This window comes from Enterobacter hormaechei ATCC 49162 (genome assembly GCF_001875655.1).
Lineage (GTDB): Bacteria > Pseudomonadota > Gammaproteobacteria > Enterobacterales > Enterobacteriaceae > Enterobacter > Enterobacter hormaechei.
Genome location: NZ_MKEQ01000001.1, coordinates 980,158 through 1,003,434, shown reverse-complemented (window position 1 = coordinate 1,003,434; position 23,277 = coordinate 980,158). Strand labels below are relative to the sequence as shown.

Genomic DNA, 23,277 nt, shown 5'->3' with positions numbered 1-23,277 from the left:
CCGCTAACCAGCGGCTTTTTTTATTCCCCTCATTTTGAGAGGACTCACGGCAATAAGAGGGGGCTAAATGTCCGCAGAACCGATATCTGCTACGGCAACTGCTGGTGTTGCTGCCGGAACTACCGGAATCACCTTCGCCACGATGTTTCCAGAAGCTACCCCAGCTGTAATGCTTTGCTCACTTGCTGGGGCCGCTCTTTACGTACTTAGCAGTGAAGATCACAAGCTCTGGAAGCAGATACTGTTCGCGCTTATTTCGTTTATCGGTGGGGTTTACTGCGCCGGAACAGCATCTGAAATCATCGCAGCGCTTATCAATGCGGCATTAAGTCACCTTTCTCCGCCAGTTGCCGTGAAAGTATCGCCAGCCATTGGCGCGCTGGCGGCCTCAACGGTTTCTGTCACCGTCCTGCTTCGCGTTCTCAAGCGCTCGAAGACAGGAGACTTACCCGGATTGAAGGGGGAAGAATGACGTGGCAAACACTGATCCTGAACATTAACGCTGTTGCATGCATCCTTATAACCATACGCCTGATGTTCTTCAGGAAGCGGAGCTTACGGCGCCGCCGTCTGATGGAGTTTCTGGCGTATGGGCTGATCCTCGCTCCAGCGTTTACCGCTTTCCGCATCTGGCATGGTGATTACGTGCAGGTCGACTACGGAGAGTTGGTCGTCAACCTTGTTGTCTGCATAGCCGTATGGCGAGCACGTGGCAACATCGCAAGAATAGCAGGGGAAAGCACAACGTGAATCAATCACAATTTCAGAGGGCGGCTGGTATCAGCGCCGGGTTAGCTACGCGCTGGTTTCCGCATATCGACGCCGCCATGAAGGAATACGGCATCACCGCACCGCTTGATCAGGCCATGTTTATTGCCCAGATGGGGCATGAAAGCACCAGATTTACCCGACTGGTGGAGAACCTGAATTACGCGGTTGAAAACCTGGTACCGACGTTCGGCAGCCACCGCATCACTCAACAGCAATCCGCCGCACTTGGCAGAACGGCAACGCAACCGGCAAACCAGAAAGCGATCGCCAATCTGGTATACGGTGGTGAGTGGGGAAAAGAACACCTTGGCAATCAGGTCGCTGGTGATGGCTGGAAATATCGCGGTCGTGGGCTGAAACAGGTTACCGGACTGAGCAACTATCGCAGTTGTGGTCTTGCTCTAAAACTGGACCTTATTACCCACCCGGAGCTGCTTGAACAGGATGAATACGCCGCGCGCTCAGCTGCATGGTTCTATGCCTCCCGTGGTTGCCTGCTTCATTCCGGCGACGTTGAGCGCGTGACGCTTCTTATCAATGGTGGCAGAAACGGGCTGGATAAACGCCGCGCGCTGTTTAACCTGGCGAAATCTGTTCTGGTGTGAGGTGTCTATGAGCATCATCGAAATGATTTTGGGCGGTATTGCTGCGCTGGTGGCCGTCGCATTCAGCGGTTTTGTTGCTGGCAATATTCGCGGCAGTGGAAAGGCAGAGGCAAAAGCCAGGCAGCAGCGCACCGAAGAGAACGCAGCGGCGGCAGTTGCGGCGGCAGAACGTAAAGCAGAAGTCACTAAAGAGGCCAGTAATGTCCAGCAGACTGTTAATCACATGCCTGATGACGATGCTGATCGCGAGTTGCGGGACAACTGGACCCGTAAGGGTTGAGTTGGTGGACACGGCTTGCGACTGGGTTAAACCCATCTACGGCACAGAGCACGACTGGGATATGCTGGACCGCCAGACGAAGAAAGACATCCTGGCGCATAACAAAGCGTGGCAGGCGAACTGCAAACCTAAATGGGCGCAATGAAATGCGCCCGAACAGCATTATTTTGTGGTGCTGAATAGCTTCATGTACTGATTGATAGGCTTACCTGAGTGAGAATCTTTCCCCGGCTTGGGCGTAGCAGATAAAACTTCAGAAGCTAGTTTGTTAGATGCCTGATTATCAACGCCAACAATAGCCTCTACGTAGAATTCGTTGCAGGAGTTTCTAAAGCCATATTGCATTTCTTCAATGCTGGCTTTGAGAAGCTTAGTGGCAATTCCCTGCCTTTTAAATTTATCGGCTACGGCATAACCCACGCCAAAACAGGGCTTCCCTTCATATGGATCTGCTGGGACGTATATGGCAACACCTTTAACAATATCTCCCTGAACGAAAGCGTAAGTAATCCTTGGCGTGCCTTCCGCATCGTCCATAAGTACCTTCATTTCAGGATGAACTACACACGGTGAGAGTCTAATCAGGCCATTGGATAAAGCGTGTTGAAAACTATTCAACGAGTCTGTTGGATTGACGAGTTCAGGCATTTTGATTCCTCTGATTATTAGTGTTTGGCGTTTTAAAATACATCCTCGCGGATTTTTATACATTGATATTAATGAGTTTTTATTTGGAAATTTGAAGCAGGTTCGTTTTTCTCAATAAATCACATTAAGCGCATCGCACGCGCACATCAAAGAAAGTCTTTCAGCTGTGAGCCTGGGCAAACCGATAACTTTCGGCGGCTTTGCTGTGCGACAGGCTCACGTCTAAAAGGAAATCAAATGCAGGTCACTATTGATGGTGTCCCGTTTGTGCCTGCCTGCGCTTCAGCGTCACGGATTGGCATTGCCATTTCGACACATCAGCGCGCAGACGTTTTAAAACGTTCACTCGAACAGCATCTGAGGCACCTGCCAGCCGGCGCGCTGGTGGTGGTTGTAGATGATGGTTCGAAACCTGCCGCAGTAGTGCCTAACGGCGTGCAGCTGCTTCGCCATGAAACATCACTCGGCATTGTTGCATCGAAGAACGCCAGTTTAACCGCGCTGATGGACGCCGGGTGTGAGCATCTCTTCCTGTGGGACGATGACGCCTGGCCCATCGCTGATAACTGGCACTTGCCATACATCGAATCACCCGAACCGCACCTTGCTTACCAGTTTCTCGATCTGGCAGGAACGAATAAGCTGAAGGATATGGCGATCCTGTACAGGGATGATAAGCACATCGCATACACCGGGCAGCGCGGCGTGATGCTGTATTACCACCGCAGCGCTATCGAGAAGGTTGGCGGTTTCGATCGGGTATACGGTCGCGGCATGTACGAACATCCCGATCTGGCGCTGCGCATTCACAACGCCGGGTTATCGACCTGGGCGTTCGCTGATGTGGTCGGCTCTGAAAAGCTGATTCACTCCATGGATGAGCATGAAGAGGGGACGCGCTCTATTCCCCGGCCTGACCGTGAAGCACTGGTGAAACGAAACGTCGGAATATTCAACGGCCGGCGGGATAGTGGTTATACCGGATTCGCTTCATACAGTACCAATCCGAATCTGGTGATTACGACGCTGCTTACGAGTCAGCCAGACCCACAGCGCGGCGGAAAAATGAAGCCTGACCCGCAGGCTCTTCAGGTTTGGGCGGACTCTATATCCGGCGCGTTGCCGATTGTCCTGGCTGACGAATTAAAAGAGTCGCCAACTGGTGCCGATCTGGTTGAAGTCCCGCTGGTGGGCATGAGCCCTTACTTTGCTCGCTGGCTTCACATTTATCAATTTCTACGTTCGCATCCTGAGTACCACCTTGTCTGGTGTACGGACGGTACTGACGTCGAAATGTTGCGAGAGCCCTGGGCAGAAATGGAGCCGGGTAAAATTTACGTTGGCTCAGAGCACAAGACGTATGCCGACGAATGGATGACGGTCAATCACCACGGCAGTGCATACCAACAATTTCTGAAGCAGCACCGCGACGAACCTTTGCTTAATGCTGGTCTGCTTGGTGGCAGCCGTGAAGACGTCATGGAGTTTGCACACCGGATCATCCGCCTTTACTACCGGATAGAGAGCCATCGCTTCTGGAAGATGGAGACAGCACCCGCAACGCTGGTGGATATGGGTGCTTTCGGTATGGCTGCAAAGTCTTTCGGAGATCGCATCGTTACCGGTCCTAAGGTGCACACCATCTTTAAAACAGATGGATTCGGGAAGGAGGTTGCATGGTTTCGCCACAAGTGAGGTTTGTTGTTGTTGGTCACCACACCCGGATGGGTCATGCACAACGTCTCGCTGCGATGCTGGATGCCCATCTGCTTATTGATGACGGTAACCACGGCGCGAACTGGAATCACCGACGCGCGCTTGAATGGGCTGCTGAGCAACCTTGCCGGGTAGTCGTGCTGGAAGACGACGCGCTACCGGTGCAGGGATTCACCGAAAAGGTAACTGACTGGCTGGTGCGCTTCCCTGATGACATGCTGAGCTTTTATCTCGGTACGGGCCGACCGCCGCAGTATCAGAAAGAGATAGCCGGAATGCTGGTGGATGCGGATCGCGTCTGCGGTGACCACATCGTATTAAGCAAGCTGATTCACGGGGTATGTTATAGCCCTCCTCAGGGCAGGCTGGCGCGCATGCTCAGCGCATGGAATAAAACGCTGGCAGCTGATTACGCCGTCGGTGAGGCGTTCGGTGGCAGGGTAATTTATCCGTGTTACTCGCTGGTGGATCACGCCGACATGCCGGCGGTTGAGCGTCACCCTGACAATGAGCCGAGGACAGAACGCCGCAGTGCATGGAGACTGGCATGAACAAAGAGCCCCGTGTATATGGCAGCCGATGGGATAAGGCCCGTCTGCGTTTTCTCCAGCAGCACCCACTGTGTGTGATGTGCGAGCAGCAGGGGCGCATAACCCCAGCAACGGTGGTTGACCATATCGAGCCCCACAAACTCAAAGATGCGCTTAAGTCAGGTAACCCGCTGGCCATATCGAAAGCACAGCTCCTGTTCTGGAGTAAAGAAAACTGGCAGCCACTGTGCAAAGCGCATCATGACTCAACGAAACAGAGAATGGAGAAGAGCGGCGCGGTAATAGGCTGTGATGCCAACGGCTACCCGCTCGATCCTGCGTCTCACTGGAGCACGTAATGAAAGACCTCATCATTGAATACCGAGACGGTAAGTTTGTTCATCTGGCGATTGATGGCGTGGAGATGAAGCACGTAACGTCTATCCAGTTCTCCCACACCGTGGGCGAGAACGTACCGACACTGACCGTCTCAGGGCATGTGTGGTCCGAGTACGGGAAAGGCGATCAGAAACTCGAACAGGTAGACAAACATTCGGCATAGCGCGGCGGCGGCAAGTCGATTACCTATCATGTGAAATCATTTCAAATGCAATGATATCAAATGAGAATGAATCGCATCAGGGCAGGGGGGGGATCAAATCTTCAAAACCTTTGCCCCAAATGACCGCCGCCAAAGTTTGATTTTAACGCTAACCCGATTTTTTTAGTTTTAAGGTGTTGACATATGGCAGATAAACGAACCCGTTCCGACAGTTCGGCGGCAGCGGTTCAGGCCATGAAAAATGCAGCTGTGGACACCATCGATCCGCCGTCCCATGCAGGTTTGGAGAAAAAAGCCGAACCATTCTGGCATGACAATATCAGATCGAAAGCTCTGGACAGCTGGACGCCTGCCGACCTGCTGGCCGCCGTAGAACTTGCTAATAATCAGCTCTATATCACCGTTTTACGCAAGGATTTACGCAAAGAAGAGCGTATACGCGGGGAGGAGCGAGACGAAGGCCTTATTAAAGACCTCCGCAAGCAAATTGTTGAGCTACAACGAACTATCCTGGCTCAGCGCCGCGACCTCCAGATCCATTCCCACGCAACCAACGGCGAAAGTCGCGACCAGAAGAAACGTAATCAGAACGATCGTGATGCACGGAATACCAAAAACGGGCATCAGGACCAGGACGACAACCTGATCGCCTTTCCCAAGCACGGATAACAGACTATGACGCGAGGTGAGCGTGTAATAGCGTTCATTGAGCGCTTTTGCATTGTGCCGGAAGGCAAACTTCTCGGTAAGGCCATGCGGCTTGACCCCTTCCAGAAAGAATTCATCCTGGCGGTTTACGACAATCCAGTCGGTACCGATAAAGCGATACTGAGCATCGCCCGAAAAAACGGCAAGACGGGGCTGATAGCCGGCATCCTGCTGGCGCATCTGGTGGGGCCAGAAGCGGTACAGAATACCCAGATCGTCAGTGGCGCTTTGAGCCGGGAACAGGCATCCATCGTTTTCAACCTGGCGGTGAAGATGGTCAACCTGAACCCGAAGTTGCAGGAGATTGTGCACATCACGCCCAGCGGCAAAAAGCTGATCGGGCTGCCGTGTAATGTCGAATATAAGGCGTTATCTGCTGAGGGTAAAACCACGCACGGCCTGTCGCCTGTTCTGGCGATTCTGGACGAAACCGGGCAGGTAAGGGGGCCGCAGGATGATTTTATCGATGCGATCACCACAGCCCAAGGCGCGCATGAGAATCCGCTACTGATAGTTATCAGCACTCAGGCGGCGAACGACGCCGATCTGTTAAGCATCTGGATTGATGATGCGGTCAAATCGAAAGATCCGCACATTGTCTGCCACGTTTACGAAGCGCCAAAAGACGCTGATATCAGTAAGCGAGAATCCTGGCTTGCCGCGAACCCGGCGCTAGGAACCTTCCGTTCCGAAAAAGACATGGCGCGCCAGGCTGAAATGGCCTCGCGAATGCCGAGCTTCGAGAACACATTCCGCAACCTCAACCTGAACCAGCGCGTTTCCACCGTATCACCGTTTATCTCCCGCAGCGTGTGGGAGCTGTGCGGCGGCATGCCGGTTAATACGCCGAGGAAGTGGTACGCGGGGCTGGATCTTTCAGCAAGGAATGACTTAACGGCGCTGGTTATCGCTGGTGAAGCAGAAGATGGCATCTGGGATATCTTCCCGTTCTTCTGGACACCTGAAAAGACGCTGGGAGCAAGGTCAAAAACAGACCGTGCACCGTATGACGTATGGGCAGGAGAGGGACTTCTGCGTACCACTCCAGGTGCTTCCGTCGATTACTCATTCGTGGTTGCCGACATCGCTGAAATTATTGGCGATTTCGACATTACCTCGATGGCCTTCGACCGCTGGCGAATTGATCAGTTCAGGAAAGAAGCTGACGACATCGGCCTGAACCTTCCATTGGTAGAATTTGGGCAGGGTTTTAAGGATATGGGCCCAGCTGTAGACACCCTTGAGTCACTGATGCTGAACGGGCGGGTGAGGCATGGCATGCACCCGGTATTAACGATGTGTGCCTGGAACGCGGTGATCGTAAAAGATGCCGCTGGCAACCGTAAGCTGGATAAATCCAAAGCAACGGGCCGTATTGATGGCATGGTCGCAATGACGATGTCCGTTGGTGCTGCTAATGGGGAAGTTACCGAACAAGGTGGTGACTTCGATGACTTCATTTTCCGACCGCTGAGCATGTGATGGAAGAACCTAAATACACAATTGACCTGCGAACCAATAACGGCTGGTGGGCAAAGCTTCAGTCCTGGTTTGTCGGCGGGCGTTTAGTCACCCCAAATCAGGGCTCACAGACGGGGCCTGTTTCGGCCCACGGACACCTGGGCGATTCATCCATTAACGATGAACGGATACTGCAAATTTCGACTGTGTGGCGCTGCGTGAGCCTGATTTCAACGCTCACGGCATGCTTACCGCTTGATGTCTTCGAAACAGACCAGAATGACAACCGTAAAAAAGTGGATTTGAGCAATCCACTGGCGCGACTGCTGCGCTACTCACCGAATCAGTACATGACCGCTCAGGAATTCAGGGAGGCCATGACAATGCAGCTCTGTTTCTTCGGTAACGCGTATGCACTGATTGACCGCAACAGTGCGGGTGACGTGATAAGCCTTCTCCCGCTTCAATCAGCCAGTATGGATGTGAAACTTGTCGGAAAAAAAGTGGTTTATCGCTATCAGCGAGACAGCGAATACGCCGACTTTTCGCAGAGAGAGATTTTTCACCTTAAAGGCTTCGGATTCACCGGGCTGGTCGGCCTGTCACCAATTGCTTTTGCCTGTAAATCGGCAGGGGTGGCGGTGGCGATGGAGGATCAGCAACGTGATTTCTTTGCTAATGGCGCCAAGTCTCCGCAAATTCTCATGACCGGAGACAGAGTTCTAACCGAACCACAGCGAAATCAGCTTGAAGAGAACTTTAAAGAGATCGCCGGCGGGCCTGTAAAAAAAAGGCTCTGGATTCTGGAAGCAGGATTTACCACCTCACCTATCGGCGTAACGCCACAGGATGCCGAGATGATGGCGTCCCGAAAATTCCAGGTTAGCGAGCTGGCGCGATTCTTTGGCGTACCGCCTCACCTTGTCGGCGATGTGGAGAAGTCAACGAGCTGGGGCTCAGGCATCGAGCAGCAAAATCTCGGGTTTCTACAGTACACACTACAGCCCTATATCTCCCGGTGGGAAAACAGCATTCAGCGTTGGCTTATCCCGGCTAAGGATGTTGGCCGGATTCACGCTGAGCATAATCTTGATGGTCTGTTAAGGGGCGATTCTGCATCCCGCGCAGCCTTTATGAAGGCAATGGGCGAATCTGGGCTCCGCACCATTAACGAGATGCGTCGAACTGACAACATGCCTCCATTACCTGGTGGCGATGTGGCAATGCGACAGGCGCAATACGTGCCGATCACCGACTTAGGAACCAACAAAGAGCCCCGTAATGACGGGGCTTAATTTTTATGGGGGCCGTAATGCCTGAAATTGTAAAAACGCTCTCTTTCGACGAGACAGAAATCAAATTCACCGGTGACGGAAAGCAGGGGATCTTTGAAGGATATGCCTCTGTCTTTAATAACACTGATTCCGATGGCGACATCATTCTTCCCGGGGCGTTTAAAAACGCACTGGCAAACCAGACCCGAAAAGTGGCGATGTTTTTTAACCACAGGACGTGGGAACTGCCAGTTGGAAAATGGGACAACCTGGAAGAAGACCAAAAAGGGCTGTATGTGCGCGGTCAACTAACGCCAGGGCACAGCGGGGCCACTGATCTTAAAGCTGCAATGCAGCACGGTACGGTTGAGGGCATGTCGGTTGGCTTTTCCGTTGCAAAAGATGATTACACCACCATTCCCACCGGTCGAATTTTCAAGAATGTCCAGGCACTGCGTGAAATAAGCGTCTGCACTTTCCCGGCCAACGAACAGGCCGGCATTGCAGCCATGAAAAGTGTCGACGGCATTGAAACGATCCGTGATGTGGAGAACTGGCTGAGGGATTCAGTCGGCCTCACCAAATCACAGGCAGTTGGGCTAATTGCCCGGTTTAAGTCAGCGATTCGGAGCGAGTCCGAGGGCGACGGAAACGAAGCACAAATCAAAGCTCTGCTTCAGAGCATCCAATCTTTCCCTTCTAACTTAGGTAAATAATTATGTCAGAACTCGCTCTCATTCAAAAAGCTATCGAAGAATCCCAGCAGAAAATGACCCAGCTTTTCGATGCGCAGAAAGCAGAAATCGAAAGCACGGGGCAGGTTTCTAAACAGTTGCAGTCCGACCTGATGAAAGTACAGGAAGAGCTGACCAAATCCGGCACTCGCCTCTTCGATCTGGAACAGAAACTGGCATCCGGCGCTGAGAATCCTGGTGAGAAGAAATCCTTCTCTGAACGGGCTGCTGAAGAGCTTATTAAGTCATGGGACGGTAAACAGGGCACCTTCGGCGCGAAAACGTTTAACAAGTCATTAGGCAGTGACGCTGATTCGGCTGGCTCACTGATCCAGCCGATGCAGATCCCAGGCATCATCATGCCAGGCCTGCGCCGTCTTACCATTCGTGATCTGCTGGCTCAGGGCCGCATTTCCAGTAACGCTCTGGAATATGTGCGTGAAGAGGTGTTTACCAATAACGCCGACGTGGTGGCAGAGAAAGCGCTGAAGCCAGAATCGGATATCACCTTCAGCAAACAAACAGCGAACGTGAAGACCATCGCGCACTGGGTGCAGGCATCACGTCAGGTGATGGATGATGCGCCAATGCTTCAGTCCTACATTAACAACCGCCTCATGTACGGCCTGGCACTGAAGGAAGAGGGCCAGCTGCTGAACGGCGACGGTACCGGGGATAACCTGGAAGGGCTGAACAAAGTGGCAACGGCCTATGACACCTCGCTGAATGCCACCGGCGACACCCGCGCTGACATTATCGCTCACGCTATTTATCAGGTGACCGAGTCTGAGTTCAGCGCTTCCGGTATCGTCCTGAACCCGCGCGACTGGCACAACATCGCGTTGCTGAAAGACAATGAAGGCCGCTATATCTTCGGTGGTCCTCAGGCTTTCACCAGTAACATCATGTGGGGCCTGCCAGTGGTTCCGACTAAGGCGCAGGCCGCCGGCACCTTTACCGTAGGTGGTTTCGATATGGCCTCACAGGTCTGGGATCGCATGGATGCCACCGTGGAAGTCAGCCGTGAAGACCGCGATAACTTCGTGAAAAACATGCTGACCATCCTGTGCGAAGAGCGTCTGGCGCTGGCGCATTATCGCCCGACAGCAATCATCAAGGGCACCTTCTCTTCTGGCTCATGATGGAGGGGGCGGGGAAACCCGCCCTTTTAACGTATGGCGATAGATGTTCTGGATGTAATTTCCCTCAGTCTGTTTAAGCAGCAGATTGAGTTTGAGGAAGACGACAGGGACGAGCTGATCACGCTGTACGCCCAGGCCGCTTTTGACTACTGCATACGCTGGTGCGATGAACCAGCATGGAAGGTTGCGGCTGATATTCCTGCCGCCGTTAAGGGCGCCGTTCTGCTTGTCTTTGCTGACATGTTTGAACACCGGACGGCACAAAGCGAAGTGCAGCTTTATGAGAATGCAGCCGCCGAACGCATGATGTTCATTCATCGCAACTGGCGCGGTAAAGCCGAATCAGAGGAGGGCTCCTGATGGAACCGGGACGATTCAGGCACCGGGTAAAAATTCTCACCTTCACAACCTCGCGTGATCCATCTGGCCAGCCGGTTGAATCGTGGAGTGGTGGCAGGCCGATTTCTGCCGAGGTGAAGGGGATCAGCGGCAGAGAGCAGCTGTCAGGCGGCGTGGAGACGGCGCAGGCAACTATTCGCGTATGGATGCGCTTCAGGGCTGACCTGAACGCCTCTTCTCGTCTGGAAGTGCTAAGCGGGCCGTATAAAGGCCAGGTGCTAAATATCATCGGTCCTCCGGTAGCAAATTCGACCGGCACTCGCCTGGAAATTCTTTGCAAAACGGGAGCTGAAAAATGATTGAGACGAGCCTCGATTTTTCCGGGTTAAATGACATAGCAAAGGATCTGGAGGCGCTTAGCCGCGCTGAAAACAATAAGGTTCTTCGTGATGCCACGCGCGCCGGCGCGGAAGTGCTTAAGGAAGAAGTGATCGCACGTGCACCGGTACGCACCGGAAAACTGAAAAAAAACGTGGTGGTGGTTACTCAAAAAAGCCGCCGCCGCGGGGAAATTTCTTCCGGCGTCCATATTCGTGGCGTTAACCCGCGCACCGGCAACAGCGATAACACGATGAAGGCGAATAACCCGAGAAACGCCTTTTACTGGCGCTTTGTGGAGCTTGGCACTGCGAACATGCCTGCGCATCCTTTTGTGCGACCCGCTTACGATACGCGCGAGGAAGAGGCCGCCAGCGTCGCCATTGCCAGGATGAATCAGGCTATTGATGAGGTATTGAGCAAGTGAATGAAGATAATATCTACGCCTTGCTTTCTCCCCTGGCAGAAGGACGGGTATACCCCTATGTTGCGCCATTAGGTAGTGACGGGAAACCGTCTGTCTCTCCACCCTGGATTATCTTTTCCATCGTCGATGATGTTTCCGCTGACGTACTGTGTGGCCAGGCAGAGAGCAGGGTTTCCGTTCAGGTCGATGTGTATTCCACTTCGATCGCTGAATCACGATCCCTGAGAGATTTGGTGCTCGCTTCGCTTGAGCCGTTAACCCCTACAGAGGTGGTAAAAATCCCCGGGTACGAGCCAGATTATCGGCTCTACCGTGCCACCCTGGATTTTAAAGTTACCCCCTGACAATTAATTCACCCAACGAACCCGCCTGATGGCGGGTTTTCTTTTTCCAGGAGACAGCTATGTCTGCACTTTATGAAAAATCGCAGCTGACGAAGATCCTTATTTCCTCCCTGCCAGCCACCAAAGAAACGATGGATTCCGCAACCTTCCTCGATCTGAGTTGCACCATCAAAGAAATTCAGTTCACCGGTGGGCAGAAGCAGGATATCGACGTAACAACGCTTTGCTCCACCGAGCAGGAGAACATCAACGGCCTGCCTTCTCCGTCAGAAATCTCTCTGTCCGGAAACTTCTACAAGAATCCGGCGCAGGACGCCTTGCGTGAGGCCTATGACAACGATACGACCTACGCTTTCCAGGTTATCTTCCCGTCCGGCAAGGGCTTTAAGTTCCTGGCTGAAATCCGCCAGCACACCTGGTCTTCAGGTACCAACGGCGTAGTGGCGGCAACGTTCTCCCTGCGCCTGAAAGGTAAGCCTGAAAACATCGAGTCTGGCTCCTGAGAGGTCTCATGAAGAATATTAAAAATCTCGCCCTGGCTAAGATGTCGGGTTTTCGTCATAAGACGGTCGCCGTTCCTGAGTGGGAGGGCGTCAAAGTGGTTCTCCGTGAGCCGTCAGGTGAAGCCTGGCTGCGCTGGCAGGAAGTGGTGAAAGCGGGTGCTGATGATGAAAATGTGTCGGTATCGGAAAAGGCACACCGTAATCTTTGCGCTGACGTGGTGCTCTTCATTGACGTCCTGTGCGACACCGATAAGCAACCGGTATTCAGCGTAGACGAAGAAGAGCAGGTACGTGAAATCTACGGCCCCGTCCATTCACGCCTGCTCAAACAGGCGCTTGACCTGATCAACAACGCGGACGAAGCGCGGGAAAAGTCTCAACCCCCGGCGTAAAGTTTCTGATGTCGCTTGCGCTCCGGATGGGGCGCACGCTCTCAGAGCTTCGGCAGAATATGACGGCAAGCGAGCTTCTGATGTGGATTGAGTACGACAGGCAAAGTCCGGTTGGCGATATTCGTGGTGACATTCAGGCCGCCCAGCTCGTCTCTGCCATCTACGGCTCGCAGGGGGCAAAAGTACCGCTGGACGATGCGATCCTGCGATGGGGTGGCGATGAGCAATCAGAACCGAAGGACCCGTTTGCAGGGCTTGAAGCTGCACTTACAGCTGCAACTCAGTGACAAATGAACTGCAAAATAATAGGATTGTTTTTTAATGATTTTGGTGAAGGCAATGAAAAAACTAGTCTTATTTGTATTATTTTTTGGTTTCAGTTGTGTTTCAAATGCAACTCAAACACTGGCTCCATTAGAACCAAATGAGTTGCAAAGCTATACGTCTACGATTTGCTCTGATCATGCAAATCCTGAATTGTGTAAAAAGGCTTTTTTTAAAATCATGGGCTATATAAAAACAAACGATGATTACTACTATTTCTGTCAAAAGCAAAAAGAGGCAGGGATGACGATTAATAAAGATTCATGCAATAAATCGGAAGCTCTGAGAGAATTTTTAGACAAGCCATGAGGTTTATATCACAACAAAAAGCCCGTTGATGGGCTTTTTTTTCGCCTGGAGAAAATTGATGGCAACATTACGTGAGTTAATAATCAAAATTTCCGCTAACTCGCAGTCATTCCAGACGGAAATTTCCCGCGCCTCACGCATGGGGCAGGATTATTACCGCACCATGCAGAATGGCGGTCGGCAGGCCGCTGCTGCTGCCAGAGAGAGCGAAAGGGCGCTCTCTGATTTGACTGCCGGATTTGCATCTGCTGGAAGGGCTGCTGCCGCAGCTACGGCAGCTTTTGCAACGGGTAAAATTGTGCAGATTGCTGATGAGTGGAACTCCGTAAACGCTCGTCTTAAACAGGCATCATCTTCTGCTGATGATTTTGCCGCTTCACAGCGTCAGTTAATGGAAATCAGCCAAAGAACCGGCACGGCATTTTCAGATAACGCAAACCTTTTTTCCCGAGCAGCCGCCTCAATGCGCGAGTACGGCTATAGCTCTGACGAAGTTCTGAAAATTACCGAAGCTGTCTCTACCGGCCTAAAAATTTCCGGGGCTAACACTCAGGAGGCGAGCTCTGTTATTACTCAGTTCAGCCAGGCGCTCGCACAAGGCGTTCTTCGTGGTGAAGAATTTAATGCCGTTAACGAAGCCGGTGATCGGGTAATCCGCGCTCTGGCTGCGGGAATGGGCGTGGCCCGTAAAGACCTCAAGAGCATGGCTGACCAGGGACAGCTTACGATTGATAAGGTTGTCCCAGCTTTGATGAGCCAGTTAGAAGCGTTGCAGGGCGAATTTGCCAGCATGCCACAAACGGTTTCCGGATCCCTTCAAAAAGTAACTAACTCATTCATGGCCTGGGTGGGCGGTGTAAACCAGGCAACCGGTGCTACTGATGCGTTGTCTGGCGGATTGGATAATGTTGCCCAGACGCTTGATTCTTTTACTTCATCAGCAGTGAGCGGCGCGCTTAGTGACGTTGCTGACAATATGTCAACAATTACAACAGTCGCTGGGGCGCTTGTTGGCGTGGGACTGGCACGCTACCTAAGCGGAGTTGTAACCAGTGCCACGAGTGCAACAGGTGCGCTAATTTCAGCTGCGAAATCAGAGGTTGCCCTTGCAGTCGCGCAGGATAAAGCGGCGCAGTCTGCTGTTGCGGCTTCCAGGGCTGAAGTTTATCGGGCTCAGCAAGCAGTACAGAGTTCAAGAAGTGCAGATGTTCAGGCGGCTCAGCAAGAAAAGGTCGCGGCGGCTGAAGCAAATGTCACTGCGGCCCATACCAGACTGACTACCGCTCTTGCCAGTGGTACAGCTACGGAAAAGGTGCGAGCCAGAACAGCACTTGAACGCGCGCAGGCAGGGCTGGTAGCAGCTAAAAATGCCGACACTCAGGCTGTCGCTGAAAGGCGTCTGGCTGCCGCTCAGGCTGCTTTAAACCGTAACATCTCAAATCGTGTTTCGACTCAAAGCAATCTCAATAGCGTAACATCTGTCGGCACTCGCCTGATGAGTGGTGCGCTTGGCCTGATTGGCGGCGTGCCGGGTCTGGTGATGCTGGGAGCAGGAGCTTGGTATGCGATGTATCAGAATCAGGAGCAGGCTCGGCGTTCTGCTCAGGAATATGCCAGTCAAATCGACGAGATACGAGAAAAAACTTCCCGCATGTCTTTGTCTGAAACAGACGATAATAGGGGGAGGACTGTTGGTGCTCTGGTAGAGCAAAATCGTCTGATTGATGAGCAAGCCAAAAAAGTCCGAAATTTAAAAGATGAAATTGATAAGTTGAACTCAGCCCGTGGACAGCCAGGTATAACTAGCGTTAACGATGCGGATATTTTAAGAGCTATTGCCATCGCCACAGATCAGCTCGCTGTTGAAGAGGGGAAGTTAAATGGTATGCGAGATAAGTCTCGCGGCATCCAGCAGACTCTCGAAGAAATTGAGCGGCGGCGTAATGATTTAATACGCGAACAAGCCTGGCGGCAGAATGCGGCTTATCAGTCGATGATCATGATGAATGGTCAGCATACTGAATTTAACCGCCTGTTGGGACTGGGTAATCAGCTCCTTATGGCGCGTCAGGGGCTGGCTAACGTCCCGCTCAGACTTCCTCAGGCCGACCTCGACAAAAAGCAAACTGATGCCCTCGAAAAGAGCCGCCGGGATCTGGAGTTGTCACGCCTGAAGGGTGAAGCAAAAGAGCGCCTGCGTCTGAGTTATGCAGCCGATGACCTGGGGTTAACCAGTGATCCGCAATTCCAGACAGGCCGTCAGGAGTTGATTAATAACGGCCTTGCTGAATGGCGGAATAATGAGGCCAACAAACCTAAGGCGAAGGGCGGTAAAACCGAAGGCGAGAAAACCGAGGATGTGTATAAGCGCCTTATCAAGCAGCAAAAAGAGCAGATTGCCCTGCAAGGCCAGAATACTGAACTGGCGAAGGTTAAATACCAGGTCAGCCAGGGGGAGCTTGCTTCTCTGACAGAAGCCCAGAAAAAGACGGTATTGCAGAATGCTGCGCTGATTGACCAGGTTAAATTGCGTGAGCAACTGCGAAATTACGAAGCCAACCTTGCTGACAGTAACGCCAGCGCCCGCGCAGCCAATGAAGCGCAACTGCTGGGCTACGGGCAGGGAACCAGGTTCCGTGAAAGACTTCAGGAGCAGTTCAATCTGCGTAAGGAGTTTGAGCAGAAGAATACCGATCTTCTCCGCCAGCGTCAGGCTGGTGAAATCGACGAGACGTTCTATCAGCAGGGGCTGGCACTTAATAAGCGCTACCTCGAAGAGCGCCTGCGCGACCAGGAGGGATATTACGCAGCTTCTGATGCGCAGCGTGACGACTGGATGACGGGACTGTCTGAGGGTTATGCGAACTGGGTGGACGAAGCTACTGATTATTCTTCCATGGCCGCTGACGGCATGAAGCAGGCCATGGGTGGCGCGGTCACCACGATCACCGACATGCTCAATGGCAACGTTGACAGCTGGAAGGACTGGGGCGTGAGCGTACTGAAGATCATCCAGAACGTTCTGGTGAACATGGCTGTTGCTAATGGCGTCAGCTCAATTGGATCACTGTTCAGTTTTGGCGCCTCGTCAGCCGCAACCGCCAGCAGCGGTACCGCTATTCAGAATGCCGGCGCGAACTTTACCTTTAATGCGAAGGGTAATGTTTACGACTCTCCGTCCCTGAGCGCTTACAGCAATGGCGTTTTTCAGACGCCTCAGCTGTTTGCTTTTGCCAAAGGTGCGGGCATTTTCGGCGAGGCAGGTCCTGAAGCCATTATGCCACTCACGCGGGCACCTAATGGTGATCTTGCTGTTCGCGCAGTGGGGATGCCACAGGTCTCTGGCGGTGTGCCTTCAGTTAACTTCGGCGATATCAATATTCAGGGCGGATCTCCACAGGCGTCCAGTCAGGGTACTGCCGGAGCAGCAGGCAGGCAGCTTAAGGATGCCATCACTGGTGTCATTAACGAACAGGCCAGCATGCCGGGCTCGCCTCTGTGGCGATTAATCAAGGGAGTTTAACCATGGCAGTCGAAACCTTCAGCTGGTGCCCAAAGGTTGCCTCTCAGGTTGATACAAATTTTCGTACCCGAAAGGCACAGTTTGGCGATGGCTATGCGCAGGTGGCCGGGGACGGTATCAACCCGGTAACACCTCAGTGGAGCGTGAGCTTTACCGGTGACGAGGCTTACATTCAGACCATTAAAAACTTTCTGAACAGACATGCCGGGTGGAAGTCATTTATCTGGAAGCCGCCGCTTGAGCCTTCAGGTTTATGGCGCGCGGAATCCTTCCAGATATCTACCCACGGCAACAAAAAATACACCCTCAGCAGCACATTCATACAGGCATACCATCCATGAGTATTTCATCTGATGTCCAGAAACTGGAACCGGGTAAGCGCGTCCGCCTGATCGAGGTGGACGGCTCAGCGTTCGGTGCGGGTATTCTTCGCTTTCACAACGAGACAATCCCGCATACCGAGGCGGAAATCATCGCCGCAGGCGGCGACGAGTCAAAACTTGAGCCGAAGTCGGTGTGGTGGCAGGGGCAGGAGTATGGCGCGTGGCCGTATGAACTGACCGGCATATCTGTAAGCAGTGACGGCCAGAGTTCACGGCCGTCTCTCACCGTGGCAAACATCAGCGGTACGATTGGCGCGCTGTGCCGAAGGTTTCAGGGGATGGCTAAGGCAAAGGTGATCATCCATGACACCTTCGCCCACTACCTGGACGCAAGAAATTTTCCTGACGGGAACCCAACTGCGAATCCCAACGAGGAGCGCAAACAGGTTTATTACATCGACCGTAAATCAGGATCAGACGATGAAACCGTAGAGTTTGAGCTTTCCAGTCCAGCCGATTTGCGCGGGCAACTCATTCCGACTCGGCAAATTCAGCCAATGTGCACGTGGTGCATGCGGGGCTGGTACAAAACGGGGAACGGCTGCACCTACGCCGGGCAAAACGGCTGGTTCGATAAAGACGGCAACCGGGTGGACGATCCTTCACAGGATGTTTGCTCCGGACTGCTGTCAACAGGCTGTAAACCTCGCTTCGGAGAAAATGAACAGCTGGATTATGGCGGGTTTCCTGGAGCTTCACTTCTGAGAGGATAGTTATGCGCGACAAAACAGTTAGCGCCATTCTGGCACATGCCGCCGCATCCTTCCCTGAAGAGTGCTGTGGCGTGGTTATCCAGAAGGGACGGGTGGAGAAGTACATCCCCTGCAAAAATAATTCTGAGTCGCCGACTGAGCAATTTGAACTTAATCCTGAGGATTATGCGGCCGCCGAAGAGCAGGGCACTGTGGTGGCGATCGTCCACAGCCATCCCGGCGACGGGGCAACAACTCAGCCGAGCGAGCTCGACATGCTGATGTGTGATGCCACGGAACTGCCGTGGATTATTGCATCGTGGCCGGAGGGCGACATTCGGACCGTCATGCCTCGCGGAGACCGACCCCTCACAGGGCGCCAGTTTGTACTCGGGTATGCAGACTGCTGGTCTCTCATCATGGACTATTTCCGCATCGAGCACGGCATTGAACTGCCCAACTACAGCGTAGATCGCCACTGGTGGGAGCAGGGTGAAAACCTCTATATGGATAACTGGCAGGAATGCGGTTTCCGTGAGTACGACGGTCCCGCTCAGCCAGGTGACATGGTTATCATGCAGGTTCAGTCCACCGTCCCTAACCATGCCGGGATTTTGCTTGATGGCAACATGCTACTGCATCACATGTATGGCCAGCTAAGCCAGCGTATTCCCTACGGTGGCTATTACCGTGATCGTACCATCAAAATTCTGCGTTATAAGGATTTGATGTAATGGAAAGAAAAACCGTTATCAAACTCAGCGGCTCAATGGCTCAGCGATTTGGCAGGACACATCGCCGTGCACTAACGTCCGCCAGCGAAGTTTTCAGGGCGCTTTCTAACACCATTGATGGATTTGATGCTTACCTGCGCGAGACCAGAGCGAAAGGGCTGGATTTTGTCATCTTCCGAAACCAAATAAACATAGGCAAGGAAGAGTTTGATCTTCTTGGGCCTGGCGATGAGATCCGTATTATCCCTGTCATACGCGGTAGTAAAAGGGCGGGCCTCTTTCAAATTGTTACTGCCGCCGCAATTGCAGCCTTTACCTGGTGGAACCCAATAGGATGGGCAGCAAGCACACAAATGGCACTCTATGCCGCAGCTGGTTCTATGGCCGTTGGCGGTGTAGTGCAAATGCTCTCTCCTCAGGTTTCAGGTCTGCGAATGCGTCAGGAACCTGATAACAAACCCTCTTATGCGTTTGGTGGTCCCGTTAACACGACGGCATCTGGCAATCCCGTTCCCCTGCTTTATGGGCAACGGGAAATTGGCGGCGCCATTATATCCGCCGGGGTTTATGCAGAAGATCAGCAATAAACCAAACCACGTACTGCAAGCCACCTGACGGTGGCTTTTTTATGGACGCGATATGACGACGACAATCATCAAAGGCCGCGGTAAAGGTGGCAGCAATCAGACCCGAACACCCGTTGAAGCACCGGACAGCATTCAGTCCATTGCAAGGGCAAAGGTGCTGATTGCGCTTGGAGAGGGTGAGTTCGCTGGCGGGCTTGATGGTAAAAACATTTTTCTTGGTGACTCATCTTCCTACACGCCTCTTCAGAACGCCGACGGAAGTTATAACTTCAATAATGTGAAATATGAGTTCCGTTCCGGTACTCAGGACCAGGACTACATTCAGGGCTTCCCCGGCATTGAAAACGAACTTCAGGTTTCATACGAGCTGAAACAGGCTGTGCCGTACGTGCGCGCGGTATCCAACACGCAGCTCTCTGCGCTGCGAATTCGCCTGGGATGGCCAACTCTTTTACTCCAGAAAAACAACGGTGATAAAGTCGGCACCCGCGTCGAGTATGCTATCGATCTGTCGGTCGATGGCGGGCCGTATGAAACGGTGGTTAACGGTGCTGTTGATGACAAAACCACGTCGCTTTATGAGCGCAGTCACCGCGTCAATCTTCCGAAAGCCTCGACTGGATGGCAGTTGCGGGTTCGCAGAATCACGCCGGATTCCACGAGCGTGAATATCGTCGACACCATGCGCGTTGTGGCCGTTACTGAAATTATTGACGCCAAACTTCGCTACGTTAACACAGCGCTGCTGTATGTTGAGTTTGACGCAAAGCAGTTCCCTAATGGCATTCCTCAGGTTGTGTGCAATCCGAAAGGGCGAATCATCCGTGTACCTGATACTTATGATCCCGAAACCCGCACTTATTCTGGTAAATGGGAGGGCGTATTTAAATGGGCGTGGACGGATAACCCTGCCTGGATTTATTACGACATCATTCTGAACGAGCGCTTCGGGCTGGGTCAAAGAATCGATGCGACTCAGATAGACAAATGGGAACTTTATCGCATCGCCCAGTATTGCGATCAACTGGTACCAGATGGCAAGGGCGGAAGTGGGACGGAGCCTCGTTTTCGTTGCAACGTTTATATCCAGGACCGTAATGACGCCTGGACTGTACTTCGTGATCTGGCGGGTATATTTCGCGGCATGACGTACTGGGGCGACAATAAGATGTATGTCCTGGCTGATATGCCACGGGATGTGTGGCACATCTATAACCACGCCAGCGTTGTTGAAGGAAAATTTACCTTTGCGGATCCGAGTGAAACCACCCGAAACACTGCCGCGCTGGTGAACTGGTCAGACCCAGCCAACCACTATAAAGACACGCCTGAGCCTGTTTACGATAACGATCTGGCCATGCGCTTCGATTATCGTCAGCTAGAAATGACTGCGATCGGCTGCACCAGGCAGTCAGAGGCAAACCGGCGGGGGCGCTGGGCGCTGCTCACTAACGGTATCGGCGAGGTGGTGACCTTCAGCACGGGCATGGACGTTCCACCTGTCGGGGAGGTGATCGGCGTGGCTGCTAACGAGCTGGCCGGAAGAACTATCGGCGGCAGGGTGAGTGCGGTTAACGGCCGCAACATAACCCTCGATCGCGCCGCTGATGTGAAGGCCGGGAACCGGCTGTTTTTGAATCTTCCATCAGGCACAGCTCAGGCCAGAACCGTCCAGGCCGTTAACGGAAACACAGTCACTGTCACTACACCCTACAGCGAAACGCCGGAGGCTGAATGTAACTGGGGTGTGGACTCTGACGATCTGTTTATAGCGCTTTTCCGTGTTACGGGAACGCGGGACAACAACGACGGCACTTTCGAAGTCACCGGGACGACTTACAACCCTGACATCTATTCCGCCGTTGATACCGGCGCAAGACTTGACGAGCGGCCAGTCAGTGTCATTCCACCTGGGGTTCAGGCTCCACCAGGAAATATTGTCGTAGACAGTTACTCTACGGTTAACCAGAACATTGCGATTACCACCATGCGCGTTGCCTGGGATGCTGTTCAGGGTGCAGTTGCGTACGAGGCGGAATGGCGGCGTGACAGCGGAAACTGGGTAAGCGTGCCCCGAACGTCTTCTCTCGGTTTTGAAGTGCAGGGTATCTACTCGGGTCGCTATCTGGTCCGCGTCAGGGCGGTGAACGCCAGCGACGTTTCATCAGTCTGGGCGACATCATCAGAAGTGAATCTTACGGGTAAAGTGGGCAATCCGCCGAAACCGGTCGGATTCATCGCTTCTGATAATGTGGTTTTCGGTATTGAGCTGAGCTGGGGATTCCCGGCGAACACCGACGACACGCTGAAGACGGAAATTCAGTACAGCCTGACCGGGACAGAAGACGATGCGATGCTGCTGGCAGACGTACCCTATCCGCAGCGCAAGTATCAGCAGATGGGCCTTAAGGCAGGGCAAATTTTCTGGTACCGCGCGCAGCTGGTGGACCGCAGCGGAAACGAATCAGGGTACACAGACTTTGTGCGCGGGCAGGCCAGCATTGATGTATCCGATATCACCGATGCAATCCTGGAGGAGATTAAAGAGACTGATACGTTCAAAGACCTGATCGAGAGCGCGGTGGAGAGCAGTGAAAAGTTCGCAGAACTGGCTGATGCAATCAAAGAGAATGCAAACGGTCTTGCAGCGGCGGTTGGATCGAATAAGCAGACAGCAGAAGCAATCATCGGCAACGCGCTTGCTATTGCTGATGTTGTCGTGCGGCAGACAGCCCAGCAGGGCGCTAACTCTGCGACCTTCGAACAGCTCCGGGAGGTGATCGCTACTGAAACGGAGGCGCGCGTAACGGATGTTACCCGTCTTGAGGCAAAAACTGCGCAGAACGAGGCGGGAGTTACCGAGGTAAGGCAGGCTCTGTCAGATGAAGCTCAGGCAAGGGCTACTGCTGTTGATCAGCTCACTGCGAGCACTCAGGTCATTTCTGATAAAGCTGATTCGGCTTCGAGTAAAGCTGACGCTGCATCAGGTAAGGCAGATGCAGCTGAACAAGCCAGCTCACAAAACACTGCTGATATCACCACGTTGCGACAGGTTGTCACCGACACGACTTCATCAATGGCATCCCGCCTGGAGGAGCTGGGAGCAAGAACCGATACTGCCAGCGGCGGCATTCAGAATAACGCTATCGCGCTAATAACGAGTACGCTGGCGCAGGTTGATCAGCAGGTGAGACTCAGCGCGCAGTACGGTGACAGCAAGGCCGGTATCGATCGTATTGATAACGTCATGGCAAGCGACAGGGAGGCAACAGCACGTTCGCTGCTAAGTTTGCAGACTGACGTGAACGGCAACAAGGCATCCATCAACAGCCTGAATCAGACGTTCTCGGATTACCAGCAGGCCACCGCCACGCAGATAAACGGCATCACGGCGACCATCAACGGGCACACTTCAGCGATCACCACCAACGCGCAGGCCATTGCGAACGTCAACGGCGACCTGAAGGCGATGTACAGCATCAAGGTTGCCGTGGACGCGAATGGAAAGCAGTATGCCGCCGGAATGGGGATCGGTGTAGAAAACACTCCATCGGGCATGCAGTCGCAGGTGCTGTTCCTGGCGGATCGCTTCGCCGTCATGGCGCAGGCGGGGGGAGCGGTTACACTGCCGTTCGTTATCCAGAACGGGCAGGTGTTTATCCGGGAAACCCTCATTCAGGACGGCACCATCGGCAACGCCAAGATTGGCCACTACATCCAGTCCAATAACTATGTCGCTGGCTCAGTCGGATGGAGGCTGGATAAGGGAGGTACGTTTGAGAACTACGGTTCGACAGCTGGTGAGGGAGCCATGAAGCAGACTAATCAAACGATCAGTGTCAAGGATGCCAACAATGTGTTGAGGGTGCAGATCGGGAGAATCACGGGAACATGGTAACGGGAGGTCTCTT

28 protein-coding genes and 1 pseudogene are annotated in these 23,277 nt (G+C 53.1%); 28 read left to right on the top strand and 1 reads right to left on the bottom strand.

Translation table 11 applies throughout. The features are described 5' to 3' along the window. The first annotated feature begins 67 nt into the window (after positions 1–67). From BH712_RS05035 to BH712_RS05015, 5 genes are read left to right on the top strand one after another with little or no spacing between them, the layout of a single operon-like run. On the top strand, positions 68–472 hold the full coding sequence (locus tag BH712_RS05035) for a putative holin (RefSeq protein WP_006809173.1): 405 nt from the start codon (positions 68–70) through the stop codon (positions 470–472). Beyond that, on the top strand, positions 469–750 hold the full coding sequence (locus tag BH712_RS05030; protein ID WP_000220248.1) for a phage holin family protein: 282 nt from the start codon (positions 469–471) through the stop codon (positions 748–750). The genes BH712_RS05035 and BH712_RS05030 overlap by 4 nt, the downstream gene beginning before the upstream one ends. Continuing rightward, positions 747–1,376 carry a glycoside hydrolase family 19 protein gene (locus BH712_RS05025; RefSeq protein WP_069684186.1) on the top strand — a complete coding sequence of 210 codons (630 nt, stop codon included), beginning with the start codon at positions 747–749 and terminating at the stop codon, positions 1,374–1,376. Before BH712_RS05030 ends, BH712_RS05025 begins: the two co-directional genes overlap by 4 nt. 7 nt (positions 1,377–1,383) lie before the next feature. After that, positions 1,384–1,656, top strand: coding sequence for a hypothetical protein (locus BH712_RS05020; protein ID WP_006809171.1), 273 nt, complete (start codon positions 1,384–1,386; stop codon positions 1,654–1,656). A 4-nt stretch (positions 1,657–1,660) separates the two neighbouring features. After that, on the top strand, positions 1,661–1,801 hold the full coding sequence (locus BH712_RS05015; RefSeq protein ID WP_006809170.1) for a hypothetical protein: 141 nt from the start codon (positions 1,661–1,663) through the stop codon (positions 1,799–1,801). A 17-nt stretch (positions 1,802–1,818) separates the two neighbouring features. Here the strand turns inward: BH712_RS05015 and BH712_RS05010 are convergent, their stop codons facing one another. Beyond that, complete coding sequence (locus BH712_RS05010) at positions 1,819–2,304, bottom strand: GNAT family N-acetyltransferase (protein WP_032673523.1); 486 nt, start codon at positions 2,302–2,304, stop codon at positions 1,819–1,821. A gap of 237 nt (positions 2,305–2,541) precedes the next feature. Here BH712_RS05010 and BH712_RS05005 point away from each other — a divergent pair, with 237 nt between their 5' ends. The 23 genes and pseudogenes from BH712_RS05005 to BH712_RS04895 all read left to right on the top strand — a co-directional run bounded on the left by BH712_RS05005 (position 2,542) and on the right by BH712_RS04895 (position 23,264). Further along, positions 2,542–3,999, top strand: coding sequence for a glycosyltransferase family 2 protein (locus BH712_RS05005; protein ID WP_006809168.1), 1,458 nt, complete (start codon positions 2,542–2,544; stop codon positions 3,997–3,999). Next, entirely contained in the window at positions 3,981–4,571 is a 591-nt protein-coding gene (locus BH712_RS05000; protein WP_006809167.1) for a hypothetical protein, read from the top strand. Before BH712_RS05005 ends, BH712_RS05000 begins: the two co-directional genes overlap by 19 nt. Further along, positions 4,568–4,909, top strand: coding sequence for an HNH endonuclease signature motif containing protein (locus BH712_RS04995; protein WP_001031354.1), 342 nt, complete (start codon positions 4,568–4,570; stop codon positions 4,907–4,909). The genes BH712_RS05000 and BH712_RS04995 overlap by 4 nt, the downstream gene beginning before the upstream one ends. Further along, entirely contained in the window at positions 4,909–5,112 is a 204-nt protein-coding gene (locus BH712_RS04990) for a hypothetical protein (protein ID WP_006809165.1), read from the top strand. Before BH712_RS04995 ends, BH712_RS04990 begins: the two co-directional genes overlap by 1 nt. 183 nt (positions 5,113–5,295) lie before the next feature. Further along, a complete protein-coding gene (locus BH712_RS04985) occupies positions 5,296–5,781 on the top strand; it encodes a terminase (protein ID WP_006809164.1) in 486 nt (161 codons plus the stop codon). Between the two features lie 6 nt (positions 5,782–5,787). Continuing rightward, positions 5,788–7,302, top strand: coding sequence for a terminase large subunit (locus BH712_RS04980; RefSeq protein ID WP_006809163.1), 1,515 nt, complete (start codon positions 5,788–5,790; stop codon positions 7,300–7,302). After that, positions 7,302–8,576: a phage portal protein gene (locus BH712_RS04975; protein WP_006809162.1), complete on the top strand. Its 1,275-nt coding sequence runs from the start codon at positions 7,302–7,304 to the stop codon at positions 8,574–8,576. The genes BH712_RS04980 and BH712_RS04975 overlap by 1 nt, the downstream gene beginning before the upstream one ends. Positions 8,577–8,593: 17 nt before the next feature. Beyond that, complete coding sequence (locus BH712_RS04970; RefSeq protein WP_032673522.1) at positions 8,594–9,271, top strand: HK97 family phage prohead protease; 678 nt, start codon at positions 8,594–8,596, stop codon at positions 9,269–9,271. A 2-nt stretch (positions 9,272–9,273) separates the two neighbouring features. Continuing rightward, on the top strand, positions 9,274–10,431 hold the full coding sequence (locus tag BH712_RS04965) for a phage major capsid protein (RefSeq protein WP_006809160.1): 1,158 nt from the start codon (positions 9,274–9,276) through the stop codon (positions 10,429–10,431). 33 nt (positions 10,432–10,464) lie between these two features. Continuing rightward, the gene (locus BH712_RS04960) at positions 10,465–10,791 is read left to right on the top strand and encodes a head-tail connector protein (RefSeq protein ID WP_006809159.1); all 327 of its coding nucleotides are present in this window, start codon (positions 10,465–10,467) and stop codon (positions 10,789–10,791) included. After that, positions 10,791–11,129 (top strand): phage head closure protein, encoded by a 339-nt coding sequence (locus tag BH712_RS04955; RefSeq protein ID WP_006809158.1) that lies wholly within the window; start codon positions 10,791–10,793, stop codon positions 11,127–11,129. Before BH712_RS04960 ends, BH712_RS04955 begins: the two co-directional genes overlap by 1 nt. Beyond that, positions 11,126–11,575, top strand: coding sequence for an HK97-gp10 family putative phage morphogenesis protein (locus tag BH712_RS04950; protein WP_006809157.1), 450 nt, complete (start codon positions 11,126–11,128; stop codon positions 11,573–11,575). Before BH712_RS04955 ends, BH712_RS04950 begins: the two co-directional genes overlap by 4 nt. After that, positions 11,572–11,919: a tail completion protein gp17 gene (gp17, locus tag BH712_RS04945; RefSeq protein ID WP_006809156.1), complete on the top strand. Its 348-nt coding sequence runs from the start codon at positions 11,572–11,574 to the stop codon at positions 11,917–11,919. Before BH712_RS04950 ends, gp17 begins: the two co-directional genes overlap by 4 nt. A 59-nt stretch (positions 11,920–11,978) precedes the next feature. After that, a pseudogene (locus BH712_RS04940) lies at positions 11,979–12,398 on the top strand (phage tail tube protein); the annotation flags it as partial. Between the two features lie 32 nt (positions 12,399–12,430). Then, on the top strand, positions 12,431–12,814 hold the full coding sequence (locus BH712_RS04935) for a phage tail assembly chaperone (protein WP_001549114.1): 384 nt from the start codon (positions 12,431–12,433) through the stop codon (positions 12,812–12,814). An 8-nt stretch (positions 12,815–12,822) separates the two neighbouring features. After that, positions 12,823–13,101, top strand: a complete 279-nt coding sequence (locus BH712_RS04930) for a phage tail assembly protein T (RefSeq protein WP_006809154.1) — start codon at positions 12,823–12,825, stop codon at positions 13,099–13,101. Positions 13,102–13,153: 52 nt separating this feature from the next. After that, the gene (locus BH712_RS04925; RefSeq protein ID WP_071850065.1) at positions 13,154–13,447 is read left to right on the top strand and encodes a hypothetical protein; all 294 of its coding nucleotides are present in this window, start codon (positions 13,154–13,156) and stop codon (positions 13,445–13,447) included. A 58-nt stretch (positions 13,448–13,505) separates the two neighbouring features. Beyond that, on the top strand, positions 13,506–16,970 hold the full coding sequence (locus BH712_RS04920; RefSeq protein ID WP_006809152.1) for a phage tail tape measure protein: 3,465 nt from the start codon (positions 13,506–13,508) through the stop codon (positions 16,968–16,970). Between the two features lie 2 nt (positions 16,971–16,972). Next, on the top strand, positions 16,973–17,311 hold the full coding sequence (locus tag BH712_RS04915) for a phage tail protein (RefSeq protein WP_006809151.1): 339 nt from the start codon (positions 16,973–16,975) through the stop codon (positions 17,309–17,311). Further along, entirely contained in the window at positions 17,308–18,066 is a 759-nt protein-coding gene (locus tag BH712_RS04910; protein WP_006809150.1) for a phage minor tail protein L, read from the top strand. The genes BH712_RS04915 and BH712_RS04910 overlap by 4 nt, the downstream gene beginning before the upstream one ends. A 2-nt stretch (positions 18,067–18,068) precedes the next feature. Then, positions 18,069–18,779: a C40 family peptidase gene (locus BH712_RS04905; protein ID WP_006809149.1), complete on the top strand. Its 711-nt coding sequence runs from the start codon at positions 18,069–18,071 to the stop codon at positions 18,777–18,779. Beyond that, positions 18,779–19,366 carry a tail assembly protein gene (locus tag BH712_RS04900; RefSeq protein ID WP_006809148.1) on the top strand — a complete coding sequence of 196 codons (588 nt, stop codon included), beginning with the start codon at positions 18,779–18,781 and terminating at the stop codon, positions 19,364–19,366. Before BH712_RS04905 ends, BH712_RS04900 begins: the two co-directional genes overlap by 1 nt. A gap of 52 nt (positions 19,367–19,418) precedes the next feature. Further along, positions 19,419–23,264, top strand: coding sequence for a TipJ family phage tail tip protein (locus BH712_RS04895; protein WP_006809147.1), 3,846 nt, complete (start codon positions 19,419–19,421; stop codon positions 23,262–23,264). Positions 23,265–23,277: the final 13 nt, after the last annotated feature.

Bases quoted from the DNA above. Each gene is read 5' to 3' on its own strand.
- BH712_RS04990 (WP_006809165.1), top strand. From the start codon at position 4,909: ATGAAAGACCTCATCATTGAATACCGAGACGGTAAGTTTGTTCATCTG.
- BH712_RS05010 (WP_032673523.1), bottom strand. From the start codon at position 2,304: ATGCCTGAACTCGTCAATCCAACAGACTCGTTGAATAGTTTTCAACAC.
- BH712_RS04910 (WP_006809150.1), top strand. From the start codon at position 17,308: ATGAGTATTTCATCTGATGTCCAGAAACTGGAACCGGGTAAGCGCGTC.
- BH712_RS04970 (WP_032673522.1), top strand. From the start codon at position 8,594: ATGCCTGAAATTGTAAAAACGCTCTCTTTCGACGAGACAGAAATCAAA.
- BH712_RS04925 (WP_071850065.1), top strand. From the start codon at position 13,154: ATGAAAAAACTAGTCTTATTTGTATTATTTTTTGGTTTCAGTTGTGTT.
- BH712_RS04965 (WP_006809160.1), top strand. From the start codon at position 9,274: ATGTCAGAACTCGCTCTCATTCAAAAAGCTATCGAAGAATCCCAGCAG.
- BH712_RS05030 (WP_000220248.1), top strand. From the start codon at position 469: ATGACGTGGCAAACACTGATCCTGAACATTAACGCTGTTGCATGCATC.
- BH712_RS05005 (WP_006809168.1), top strand. From the start codon at position 2,542: ATGCAGGTCACTATTGATGGTGTCCCGTTTGTGCCTGCCTGCGCTTCA.
- BH712_RS04975 (WP_006809162.1), top strand. From the start codon at position 7,302: ATGGAAGAACCTAAATACACAATTGACCTGCGAACCAATAACGGCTGG.
- BH712_RS04930 (WP_006809154.1), top strand. From the start codon at position 12,823: ATGTCGCTTGCGCTCCGGATGGGGCGCACGCTCTCAGAGCTTCGGCAG.
- BH712_RS04950 (WP_006809157.1), top strand. From the start codon at position 11,126: ATGATTGAGACGAGCCTCGATTTTTCCGGGTTAAATGACATAGCAAAG.
- BH712_RS05035 (WP_006809173.1), top strand. From the start codon at position 68: ATGTCCGCAGAACCGATATCTGCTACGGCAACTGCTGGTGTTGCTGCC.
- BH712_RS04995 (WP_001031354.1), top strand. From the start codon at position 4,568: ATGAACAAAGAGCCCCGTGTATATGGCAGCCGATGGGATAAGGCCCGT.
- BH712_RS04905 (WP_006809149.1), top strand. From the start codon at position 18,069: ATGCGCGACAAAACAGTTAGCGCCATTCTGGCACATGCCGCCGCATCC.
- BH712_RS04915 (WP_006809151.1), top strand. From the start codon at position 16,973: ATGGCAGTCGAAACCTTCAGCTGGTGCCCAAAGGTTGCCTCTCAGGTT.
- BH712_RS04955 (WP_006809158.1), top strand. From the start codon at position 10,791: ATGGAACCGGGACGATTCAGGCACCGGGTAAAAATTCTCACCTTCACA.
- BH712_RS04900 (WP_006809148.1), top strand. From the start codon at position 18,779: ATGGAAAGAAAAACCGTTATCAAACTCAGCGGCTCAATGGCTCAGCGA.
- BH712_RS04960 (WP_006809159.1), top strand. From the start codon at position 10,465: ATGGCGATAGATGTTCTGGATGTAATTTCCCTCAGTCTGTTTAAGCAG.
- BH712_RS04980 (WP_006809163.1), top strand. From the start codon at position 5,788: ATGACGCGAGGTGAGCGTGTAATAGCGTTCATTGAGCGCTTTTGCATT.
- BH712_RS04985 (WP_006809164.1), top strand. From the start codon at position 5,296: ATGGCAGATAAACGAACCCGTTCCGACAGTTCGGCGGCAGCGGTTCAG.
- BH712_RS05020 (WP_006809171.1), top strand. From the start codon at position 1,384: ATGAGCATCATCGAAATGATTTTGGGCGGTATTGCTGCGCTGGTGGCC.
- BH712_RS04935 (WP_001549114.1), top strand. From the start codon at position 12,431: ATGAAGAATATTAAAAATCTCGCCCTGGCTAAGATGTCGGGTTTTCGT.
- BH712_RS04920 (WP_006809152.1), top strand. From the start codon at position 13,506: ATGGCAACATTACGTGAGTTAATAATCAAAATTTCCGCTAACTCGCAG.
- BH712_RS04895 (WP_006809147.1), top strand. From the start codon at position 19,419: ATGACGACGACAATCATCAAAGGCCGCGGTAAAGGTGGCAGCAATCAG.
- BH712_RS05000 (WP_006809167.1), top strand. From the start codon at position 3,981: ATGGTTTCGCCACAAGTGAGGTTTGTTGTTGTTGGTCACCACACCCGG.